Genomic DNA, 11,321 nt, shown 5'->3' on the forward strand with positions numbered 1-11,321 from the left:
GTTAATTGTTCGCTTTTTCGGTTACCGGCGTGCGGAGGTAGGCGCCTTTGGCGATCAGCTCCCGCTGGAGCTTGCGCACGTCCACATCAGCGGGCTGCACGCCGTCTGCGAGCGCCATTTTCGCCGCGCGGCCGGCCGCTTCGCCCATCGCCATGCAGGGCGCCATTACGCGGATGGCAGACATGGCTTCGTGTGTCGTGGAAATGCAACGGCCCGCCACGATCAGGTTTTTGACCTTTTTCGGGATGAGCGAACCGTAGGGAACGTCGTAACAATCGCCGCACCATTCCAGCGTGCAGCCGCCGCCTTGCGGGTGGTGGATGTCCAGCGGGTAACTGGCCACGGCAATGGCGTCGTCGAAATGCGCGCAGCTCATGATGTCTTCACGCGTCATCGTGTATTGCCCCTGTATGCGCCGCGTTTCGCGGATGCCCAGGAACGGCGCGGTTTTCAGGAAGTAAGCGTTCTCAAATCCAGGCACGTATTCCACCAGGTATTGCTGGATGTCGTAGATCTGCCTGCGGCCTTCGATCTCGCCGTAGGTAAGACTGTCGGGATCGGTGCCGTTCACGCCGCTCACGCGCGTCATGTTCACCCACACTTCGCCTTTACGCAAACCGGTGATGAGAATGGTGCGCTCGGTGGTGAGCGTCAGGCCCGCGTCCTGCGCTTTTTTGATGAGGTTGCGCATGCCTACGAGCACGAACTGGTTGTTCTGCCCGAAATATTCGGCGGGAATGAAATCGGTGAGGTAGGTCCTCGGTTCTTCCGCGATGCTGAGGCGCAGTTTTTCGGTGTCTACGCCACCGAGGCAGAACATGAGGGTGGGCGGCTGCACGCCTTGCTGTTCGTTGCCATAATCGCAGGGGACGCCGCTTTTAAAGGCCACGTCCGCGTCGCCGCTGCAGTCGATGATCACTTTGGCGAGAATGGCCTCGCGGCCGGCTTTGCTTTCCACGATCACGCCTTTCAATTCGTCGCCTTCCATTACCACGCCGGCGCAGAATGTGTAGAACTGTACTTCCACGCCGCTTTCCACGAGCATCTCCAGCGCCACGGTCTTCACGCTTTCCGGCTCCACGAGCGTGAGGCTCATGTGCAGCGGGCAGGGGCGGTGCTCGCTGGCCGCGTTGCGCGCTTTTAAGCGGTCGATCAGTTTTTGGGGAAGACCTTTGATGATCTGGTTGCCTTTCTGGCCGAGAAAGCCCAGTATCGGCAAACCGATCGTCATGTTGCCGCCCACGAAGCTCCGGCTTTCGATGAGCAGCACTTTGGCGCCGTCTTCCGCGGCCGCCTGCGCGGCAATGATGCCTGACGGCCCGCCGCCTACCACTAATACGTCTACGGTTTTTCTTACGGGAATAGACCTCGCTGGTTCTGAGATGACTTGATTGTTCATACAGTGTTTATTTGAATGTTTTTATTAACTACCGGTTTGAAGGAATGTTCGCGCCGCACCATCGTCCACAGCACTACCACGGCGAGCGGGTGCATGAAGGCCATCAGCATAAAAATATTTCCTGCGCCCACACTTCCGATCATCTGCCCGACGAAATAGTTGAACACCACTGCGCCCAATGCGCCGAAACCGCCCGCTATTCCGAGTACGCTGGCTACGTTTCTCACGGGAAAAGCTTCCGCCACCACCACGCTTACGTTGAACAGCCAGCTGAGCGCCATCACGGCAATAAGACTGAATACGGCGAGCGTGCCGGCAACGCCGGGAAGATAACTGATGAGCATGCAAAGCGGCGCCACCACAGCGGTAGTGCTGAGCATCACTTTGCGCGCCCGTAACGGCTGCATGCCTTTGCTCACCATTTTGTCCGACCAGGCGGATACGCCAATGCTGCCCAGGTCGGCCACCAGGAAGGGTATCCAGCCTACCATGCCCACCTGCGCCAGCGTAAGGCCTGAACCTTCCTGCAGATAGCCGGGCAGCCAGAAAAGACAGAAATACCACACCGGGTCGCTAAGGAAACGGATCAGCAAAATGCCCCAGAGGCTTTTTGTGCCCCACAGTTGCCACCAGCTGAAACCCGCACCGTCGTTAGGGTCTATGATGTCTTTCGCCACGGAAGCGGGCGGGTTGCGGTAAATGAGTTTCCATAGCACGGCGATCGCGATGCCGGTTGCGCCGCATACGAGAAAGGCGGTTTTCCAGCTGAACGTAAGCGTGAGCCAGGCAATGAGCGGCGGCGCAATGATGGCGCCGATGGAACTTCCTGCCACGCATAAACTGTTGGCGGTGGCGCGCACGCTGCCGGAAAACCAAATGGCTACCGTTTTCAGCTGTGCGGGGAAATTGGCCGGCTCCGCAACGCCCAGCAACCCGCGGAAAATGCCGAACTGCCCGATGGTGCGCGAAAGCCCGCCGCCAATGCTGGCAACGGACCACAGCAGGATGCTGTAGAACATCACTTTGCCTGCGCCGAATTTATCCACCAGCCAGCCGGAAACAGGGTACATCACTGCATAACAGATCGTGAAGATGTTCACGATCACGGCGTACCCGGCGTCGTCGAGACTGAATTCCGTTTTCAGCAAGGGTTTCAGGATCGATACCATTTGCCTGTCTACATAATTAAAAACGATCGCGGTAAAAATGATCGCAACAATGAACCATCGTCTTTTTTTATGGAGCCATCCGCCCTTTTGTTGTTCCGCTGTGGTCATGCTAGTTCAGTTCGAAGGTGAATTGATCGAATGTTTCCCGCCGCCGCGCCAGGTGTTCCGTACTGGGCGATGCGGCGAAGAAGGGTGAAAACGTTTTCACTTTTACCGTTTTTCCGTCCGGCAGAAATTCCAGTATGCGCAGCCAGCCGTCGCCGCCGTTGCCATAATGCCCGCCGCCCATGGCCTGCGCGTTGAAGGTCATCTGGTGAACGGTTTTGCCGGCGTTGTTTGTATCGGTGCGGAAACCGACGTGTTTACGCGCATTGTTTTTCTCGCCGATATGCCCCGAGATCACGAGGCGGATGTTGGCGGAAGGTTTCACGAGTTTTTCCCAGATATCCCGGCCGTAATGCGCATCCTGCAGATCGTATTTTGCCTGTACGATCCGTTCGTTTTTGTAATTAAGGTACGCATGCGTGAGCAGGATCACCGTATGGTTTTTGTATTTTTCCTGCGATACCACGCTTCTGGCCCATTGCAGCACGGTGTCGCGCGGCGCAAATTCGACCGTCATGAACAGGTAAGGCTTCCCTTGCGGCGATTGCCATTCAAAACAGGCGTTCTCCAGGCTCAGGCGGCCTTCCGGGTTTTTGGTCACTTCGCGCAGCAGTTGCTGGTTGAGGTAATTTTTATCCGCGGGAAAATAATCAGGATAAGAAGTGTATTTCGGCCAGTGCGAATAGCTGAAGATGTTGTAGTCGTGGTTGCCCGCCGCGGCCACATAAGGCAGTCGCCCGTCGAGTTTGCCGAAGGCGGCTGAAATGGCCTGCCATTGCTGTTTTCCGGTCTGGTCCATTTTTTTTCCGTCAGGATTGATGATGTCGTTGTGCTCCACCAGGTCGCCGGTGCACAGTACCATTTTGATCTGCAGGCGCTCCTGCTGATCCGTGATCCAGTTCATCATCATGTCCAGCAAAGGCTGGTTGCGTTTGAATTTGACGTAGTTTTGCGGGTCGGGCAGCACCACTACCGACCAGGAACCCTCGCTGCCGAGCGCGGGTTGTATGCTGTCTTTTTCCTGCGCGGTTGCGGTGAAAACAAACAGCAGCAGGCAGCAGATGATCTCCCTCGGTTTTCTACCAGTTCGCATTTTGCTCCAGTTTTTTATTCGTCAGTATTTCGATGTTCGGGATGGGCCAGAGGTAATCGCGGTTGGGATCGAATACCATGTTCTCGATAATACGCATGCTGCCTGCGTTCGGCACGCCGGAATAATCGGGAATGGTATTTTCGTCAAGCGCAGGCGCTTTGCTCAGCCATGCGGTACGGATGCGGCCGTAACGCGGGCCTTTCATTACTTTTTCGGCGATATGCCAGCGGCGGATGTCGGAAAGGCGAAGCCCTTCATTCGCCAGTTCCACTTTACGCTCGCGGCGCACCAGCGAACGGAGATAAGCCTGCGAACTGTTGCGTGGCACAACGGGCATACCCGCGCGCACGCGCACGGAATCCAGCGCGAGGTATACGGATTCGTCGATCCTGTTCGCTTCGATGCGCGCTTCCGCGTAAGTAAGCAGCACTTCCGCATAACGGATCAGCACGATGTCGCCTTCGCAGTTTTCATCATCGGGCATGTCTTTGATGTCTGTCCATTTGCGCCAGAGATACCCCGTGAAGGTCGCGTAAGTGTTGGTGGCGTCGGTATTGCGGATGCGGATGGCGGGCGTTACGTTATAGTTCCACACAAATGTGCTGTCCGGGTGGGTTTCGAACTGGTAGCCGTAATACACGCTGCCCGGCACGGCAATGCTCATCGCCAGCCGCGGGTCCCTGTTGTTGAAAGGATGCTGCGGGTCGAACAGCGGCGATCTGTCGATGGTAAGACCATCCGTACACTCGTACGAATCGAGCATCTGCTGCGTGGGCACTTCGTTGGATACGCCGCCTGCAAGGCGCGATGAAATGAAGTTAGAATTGGAATGCGTGAGCGTGCCTTTCAGGTATTGCAACGAAAAAATATGCTCTTTGCAATATTCGCCGGTGTAGTTGAAGAGGTTGCCGTAATTTTCGTACAGCCCGTATTTGCCGGTTCTTCTCGCCGCATTGGCGGCTTCCGCGGCAATGTCCCATTTTTCGTTGTAAAGCGCAACGCGCGCTTTTAATGCGTAAGCGGCAGCTTGCGTGGCGCGGCCGGTAATATTGCCGGTGTTGAAGGGCGGAAGGTCGGGCGCCGCTTCGTCCAGCTCCTGCAAGATCCAGTCGGCTATTTCGGCTTTGGATGTTTTTTCCATCTGCGCTTCCTCTACTTTCAGCATTCTCGTTACCAGCGGCACGCCGCCAAACATTTCGGTCAGCATCGCGTAGCTGAAAGCCCTTACGAAGCGGGCTTCGGCAACCACCTGCCGGAAATATTTTTCGTCGATGTTGTTTTTCGCGTTATCGATATTGTCGAGCAAAAAATTGGCGCGGCCGATGGCTTTGTAAAAACCGGCCCATGCGTTCTGCGCGGATTCATTCGTGCTGGTGGCGGTGCCGTTGCCCAGTTCCTGCGAAGGATGCGAGCTGCGGTTCCAGCTTACGTCGGTGGTGTTGTCCATCATTACAGGCCAGGGCCGGGTAGACTTCAGTTCCCAGGTAAGCGCCTTGTAACAGCCGAGCACGCCCAGTTCCACTTCGGTGGCGTCGTTGTAGAACGAGGCGGACGACGGACTGTCCAGCGGCAGTTTGTCGAGTTGTTTATTGCAGCCCGCGGCCAGGAAGCCGAGGCAGCCGATCGTTATAACGGCTATGTTGAGTTTCATGATCTTCAATTTAACGGTTTAGAACTTGACGTCGAGGCCGATGGTGAACACTTTTACCTGCGGGTAGCGGTTGCCCGTGCCCACAGGCGCTTCCACATCATAGCCGTCCCAGAATTTGTCCCATGTGAACATGTTCTGTCCCGCGGCATACACCCGGGCGGATTTGAGCTTCAGCCTGCCAATTACGCTTTGCGGCAATGCATAGGCGATCTGAAGGTTCTTCAGGCGCAGGTATGCCGCGCTTTTCATCCAGAAGCTGGACGGCTGGTAGTTGTTGCCGTTATCGCCGTAGGTAAGACGGGGAAATTTGGCTTCCCGGTTGTCTTCCCGCCAGGAATCCTTATGCTGCTCGTGTGCCGTGCCGCCTGAATAAAATGGCTGTACGCTGTAAGAATACAGGTAACCGTCTGCCTTGCCCACGCCCTGGAAAAAGGCATTGAGCGAAAAGTTGCGGAACGATGCGTTGAGATTAAAGCTGTACGTATAACGCGGGATCGTGCTGCCGATCACTTTGTAATCTTCGTTGGTAATGGCCGCGTCTTTATTCTGATTCACGTAACGGATGTCGCCGGGAGCCAGGATGCCGATCTGTTTGGCATGCCCGTCGATCTCCGCCTGCGACTGGAAATAACCGTCCGCCTGCAGCGCGTAAATGGAATTGATCGAATATCCTTCGCGGCTGATGAGCAGGTCGGTGCTGTTGATACCGCGCAGGTCGAGCACTTCGTTGTGCACATCCGCAATATTGGCGTTGATGCCGTAGTTGAGATCGCCGATGTTGCTGGAATAGTTCAGGCCGAGTTCCCAGCCCTGGTTCAGCACTTTGCCCGCGTTCTGGTAAGGCGCGTTAAGGCCGATGCTGAGCGGGATGTTGAGCTTGAGCAGGATGTCGCTGGTAACCTTGCGGTACCAGTCGGCGGTAACGGTCAGGTTGCGGAACAGCGCCACGTCTACGCCGAAGTTGGTCATGGTGGTGGTTTCCCAGGTGATCTCCTCGTTGCCCATATCGTTGAGCGCTGCGATGGACACTACTTCTCCTCCCATGGAATACGCGCCCATGGCCAGGTTGGAAGCGAAGGGATAGGTGCCGATGTTCTGGTTGCCGAGTTTGCCCCAGGAGCCGCGCAGCTTCAGGTCGTTTACGACGGGTTTGATGAACTGCATGAAGTTCTCTTCGGAAACGCGCCAGCCTGCTGAAAAAGAGGGGAAGAATCCATAGCGCCGGCTGCGCAGGAAACGGGACGAGCCGTCGTACCGTGCATTGGCCTCGAACAGGTAACGCTGGTTATACCCGTAGTTGAGGCGGCCGAAGAACGATTGCAGCGCCCATTCGGAAGCAGTGCCGGTGGTTTGCATGTTTTCGCGGGAACCTGCGTCCTGCACGGGGTATTGCGGGAACAGGAAGTTGTCGCGGAAAGCGGTGAAGCCGTTGCCGGAGAATGTTTCGCGGGAAGCGCCCAGCAATAGTTTGGTTTCGTGGCGGCTGAAAGTTTTATGCGCGGTGAGGCTTGCGCGGTAGTTGCCATAAAATCCGCGGTCTGTGCCGTTGGTCAGTTCGCTTTTGGCCGGTTGCGTGTACGCGATGTTGCCCGCCGCGGTATAAGTGGGCACGGCTTTCACGAAATTGTTGTCGTAGGAATTATTAAAACGCGGCGCCGCCATCACTTCGGCGGTGAGCCATTTGGTGGGCTGATAATTGAGTTGCAGGTTGCCGAACAGGCTGAGCGTATTGTTGCGCAGCTCGCCGCCGTCTTCCACCATGGCAATCGGGTTGTTGCCGTTCCATCCTTCGCCGTATTGCCCGTTGAGGAACCTGCCGGGCTGTACGGCCGGAATGCGGTTCATTTGAAGGAACACGTTCGTCATGCCGCGGCCCGGTTCGGTGGTAGTGCGGTTGATAAGCTGCAGGTCGAGTTTCATGGATAGTTTGTCGTTGAACCGGATGTCTGCATTATTCCGCAAAGTATACCGCTCGAAACCGGAAGTTTTGATGATGCCGTTCTGGTTGAGATAACCGAGGGAGGTCATAAAACGCAGCTTGCCGGACGAACCGCTGATGCCCACATAATGATTTTGCATGACGCCGGAGCCGGTCAGCACTTCCTTTTGCCAGTCGGTGTTGGGGAAGTTGTCCGGGTCGGTGATCATTTTCTGCTGGTATTCCTCGATCTGTGCGTCGGAGTAAAGCGGGGTAAGACCGGTGTTTTTGTAGGCCATGTTCAGCAGCCGCATATGGTCGAGGGCGTCTACTTTGTCGGGCAGGTTGGTGGGCGATTGCCAGCCGACGTAGCCGTTGTAGCTGATGCTGAGTTGGTCGCCTTTCGCTCTTTTGGTGGTCACCAATACCACGCCGTTGGCGGCGCGGGAACCATAGATGGCTGAAGACGCGGCGTCTTTCAATACGGAAACGGATTCGATCAGGTTCGGGTCGATCTCGTTCATGTTCCCTTCCACGCCGTCTATCAGGATCAGCGGGTTGGCGTTGTTGAGCGTGCCGATGCCGCGGATGCGGATGGTGCCTGCGTCCGCGCCGGGCGCGCCGGTGGTGGTGGTAACCGTTACGCCGGGCGCGATGCCCTGCAGGGCGGTGGAAAGCTGGGTAACAGGGCGGTCGGTGAGCCTGGCGGAGGAGATCTGTTCCACGGCGCCGGTGAGGTTCACTTTCTTTTGCGTGCCGTAACCCACTACCACTACTTCGCCAAGACCGGTGGCATCTTGCTCGAGCACGATATTGATGAGGGTTTTGCCTTTTACGGGCATTTCTTTCGGAAGGTAACCGACGTAGGAGAACAGGAGCGTGCCGGCGTCGTTGGGCAGGCTGATGCTGAAGTTGCCGTTTTCGTCGGTGGTGGTGCCGATGCTGCTGCCTTTGAGCGTAATGGTCACGCCCGGGAGGGAGGCGGCGCCTTTTTCGGAAACATGCCCTTTAATAATGACCGGCGCATGTTGAAAGGCGGCGGCGCGGGCGGACAGGAGCAATGCGCATAGCAGCAGGGCTGCGCATCGGGTCAAAAGGAACTTGCCAGGACGTTGGATGCCTGTTTGTTGTTTCATAACGGTCAAATTTTTGGTACATGGCGGGTGCCTAAATCATGCCTTTGATGTTTAAAAATGTTTAAATATGCTGCATTTTATCCGTTGACGCAGGAAATTAAACAATAATTAATAATAACTTAATAGACGACAAGTAATAGGTAAAATGGCCATGGATGTCGCACAGGATGCCTTCTTCTACGTGGAACGGGTGATTATTTAATAATCACAGTGAAAGTAAAATTAACATTATTTAATAAAAATTAAATAAAATTTAAGTTTAGGTGGGAAAAGACCCTGGGGCAAAAAATAGAAAGAGACGACCGGGCGGCCGTCTCTTTTTTATAAAAAGTATGTTTAGGAATGCGCGTCAGTTCAGCGCGCGGCAGTTGTTGTGGATCATCTGCCGGTGTTTCCAGGCATCAAGCAGGTCGATGTTCCTGGTTTGGTGCGCCTGGAATATTTCCATCGCCGCGGTGATCTTCGAAAGATATTCCCGGTCTTCCTCGCCAAAAGAACGGCCGGAGGCGCTCGTTTTTTTGGAGGAAAGCGTTTTCAGCAAAGCGTAGGGCTCGTCTGTGCTCCGGATAAACGCCTGAATCGTACGTTCGATCTGTTCGACGCCCTCAACGTCTGTGCCCAGGTATTTATCGGCGAGCTTCGCGGCAACAGGCCGCAGCGTTTCTATCAGGTACGCGGCCACCAGGCTGTGGCATTTACCGATGCCTGCGGTGAGTTTTCTTGCGGCCGGGTGCAGCTTCGCGGCAAAAGCGCGCGCCGTGCACCACTCGCCCGCCTGCTGCAGCAGCTGCAACAGCTCTTCCGCCGCGGGTATGTCGGTATGTTTCAGTTTTTTGGTGATCTTGACGCTGTAATGGCTCGAATCATGTTCCCGGCTGTGCCATTCCAGCAGCTTCCTCAGATCGTCTTTCCCCGTATAACATTTATAGATCAGCGTATCGTGCTGTTCAAGATATTTGAAAGGAAAGAAGGAAAATCCTTCGCAGAATTTCTTTTGCAGTTCGGTGTCGGTAAATGCAGGCATATTCGGTTTCAGTTTACAATGATCAGGTATAGGTTTTTCACAGATAGTAATGTATTCCTTTTCAAAGATATAGCCTTCACCGGCCGCAATGGTACCCCTAAAGTGGTAGAACGGCGGTTAACAACAATAACGGGCGTTGTATTCTCGTGTTATTGGCCCGCGAAAAAAAGGGCCGGCTTTGCGGCCGGCCCCTTCGGGTAAATGCGAATATGAAACTAATACTAATACCCTTCGTTCTGACGCAGGCCCGGTTCCACTTTGAGGCTGTTCTCGTGGAACGGCCACAGGTAGTTGTTCGGGCGGAATGCGCGGTCTTCCACTTTCAACGTTTCCATGCGCCCGTTCACCATGCGGGAGTGCCCCAGCGCGGGCTGGTTCAATACCTGCTCGGCGATCCTCCAGCGGATGATGTCGTCATAGCGGCGGCCTTCGCCGGCGAGCTCAACGCGGCGCTCGTTGCGGATCAGGCTGATCCATTGCTGCTGCGAATAAGTGGCGTATTTCGGCAGGGTAACATCTGCGGCCGTCATATCAAGACCGCCGCGTTTGCGGATGTCGTTGATGCATTTTTTGGCGAGGTCGTCCACCTGGTTCTGCATGATCTTCGCTTCGGCATATGTGAGCAGCACTTCCGCGTAACGGATGAAAGGGAAGTGCATGTTGCCGCCGGTTTTGAACGCGTCGGTTACGTCCACGAACTTTTTGTACCAGAAGCCGGAGCGGCTTGCGCGGGCTTTTTCGTAATACATCGGGTTGTTCGGGTCGTAAATTTCGATCGGCTCGTTCACGAAAATATCGCCGGGAATAAAGATGCTGGCGGCCAGGCGCGGGTCGCGGTTGAGTTTCGGGTTCAGCTCGTATTCCTGTTTGGTGTGCAGCGGGCTGGCGTCGATCGGGTCGCCCTGCAGCGTCCAGTAAGCGTCTACCAGCGCTTTCAGCGGTACCAGGTACGACTGGCCGTTGCCGGTGCGGTACTGTGGCGCCAGGTACTGGAACGATTGTGTGGCGCTGTTGGCGTGGCTTTCCATGTCCATTTTCAGGATGAACTCCTTGTTGGTTTTGTCTGCCTTGTAGCTGAACAGGTCGCCGTATACAGGGTGCAGCTGGTATTTCTGCGAATCCATGATCTCTTTGGCAAGGCGCGCCGCCATATCCCAGCGTTCGAAATACAATGCGTAACGCATGATCATCGCTTTCATGGAATAACGGTTGAACATGTAGGCGTCTGAGCCGTATTCATCCGGCGGCAGCCTGTCGGCAATGGCTTCAGCCAGCGGGAAAAGCTCGGCGAGGATCTCTTCTTTCGGTTTGGCCGGTTGCAGGGCGGAGGTAAGATCTGCGGGTTCCAGGAAAAAAGGAACGCTGCCCCAGCGCGCTACCAGCTCAAAATAATGCCATGCGCGGATGCCTTCGAGAATGTTGCGGTATTTTTCACGAACGGCTTCGTCTTCCACGTACGGAATGTCCGCATTCGCGATGAACACGTTGAGACGGCCCAGGTGTTTCATGTGCAGCTCGTAGTGATACAGGAACGCGGTGGTGTTGGAGTTGAAGTTGCCGTTGGCGATACGTTGGTGGTGATGGCTTTCCGTGCGGCTGTATGCGTCGTCGGACTTGCCGTCTTCCATAAAAGGCAGGCGCTGCAGCAGGGTAGGACTGGTGTATACGTCCAGCATGCTGGAATACACTACGCGGCGGAGGTCTTCTTCGGTGTTAAAGAACTCGGAGAATTTCGTGGCCGTCGGGTCGTGTTTATCGAGGAATTTTTCGCATCCCGTCAGCGCGGTGACCAGGAGGGAAGCGCAAATTAATTTCTTGATCTTCAT

At 55.4% G+C, this 11,321-nt stretch carries 7 protein-coding genes; all 7 read right to left on the reverse strand.

Annotation, left to right across the window (positions count from 1 at the left end):
- Position 1: 1 nt before the first annotated feature.
- The 7 genes from J7I43_RS03770 to J7I43_RS03800 all read right to left on the reverse strand — a co-directional run bounded on the left by J7I43_RS03770 (position 2) and on the right by J7I43_RS03800 (position 11,321).
- On the reverse strand, positions 2 to 1,399 hold the full coding sequence (locus J7I43_RS03770) for an FAD-dependent oxidoreductase (protein WP_209143393.1): 1,398 nt from the start codon (positions 1,397 to 1,399) through the stop codon (positions 2 to 4).
- Complete coding sequence (locus J7I43_RS03775) at positions 1,396 to 2,676, reverse strand: MFS transporter (protein ID WP_209143395.1); 1,281 nt, start codon at positions 2,674 to 2,676, stop codon at positions 1,396 to 1,398. Before J7I43_RS03775 ends, J7I43_RS03770 begins: the two co-directional genes overlap by 4 nt.
- 1 nt (position 2,677) lies before the next feature.
- Positions 2,678 to 3,766 carry a metallophosphoesterase gene (locus J7I43_RS03780; RefSeq protein ID WP_209143397.1) on the reverse strand — a complete coding sequence of 363 codons (1,089 nt, stop codon included), beginning with the start codon at positions 3,764 to 3,766 and terminating at the stop codon, positions 2,678 to 2,680.
- Positions 3,753 to 5,417: a RagB/SusD family nutrient uptake outer membrane protein gene (locus tag J7I43_RS03785; RefSeq protein WP_209143399.1), complete on the reverse strand. Its 1,665-nt coding sequence runs from the start codon at positions 5,415 to 5,417 to the stop codon at positions 3,753 to 3,755. Before J7I43_RS03785 ends, J7I43_RS03780 begins: the two co-directional genes overlap by 14 nt.
- Before the next feature lie 18 nt (positions 5,418 to 5,435).
- Positions 5,436 to 8,471, reverse strand: coding sequence for a SusC/RagA family TonB-linked outer membrane protein (locus J7I43_RS03790; protein ID WP_209143401.1), 3,036 nt, complete (start codon positions 8,469 to 8,471; stop codon positions 5,436 to 5,438).
- 349 nt (positions 8,472 to 8,820) lie between these two features.
- Positions 8,821 to 9,495: a hypothetical protein gene (locus J7I43_RS03795; RefSeq protein WP_209143403.1), complete on the reverse strand. Its 675-nt coding sequence runs from the start codon at positions 9,493 to 9,495 to the stop codon at positions 8,821 to 8,823.
- Between the two features lie 221 nt (positions 9,496 to 9,716).
- The gene (locus J7I43_RS03800) at positions 9,717 to 11,321 is read right to left on the reverse strand and encodes a RagB/SusD family nutrient uptake outer membrane protein (RefSeq protein WP_209143405.1); all 1,605 of its coding nucleotides are present in this window, start codon (positions 11,319 to 11,321) and stop codon (positions 9,717 to 9,719) included.

It is taken from the genome of Chitinophaga chungangae (assembly GCF_017742215.1).
Classification (GTDB): domain Bacteria; phylum Bacteroidota; class Bacteroidia; order Chitinophagales; family Chitinophagaceae; genus Chitinophaga; species Chitinophaga chungangae.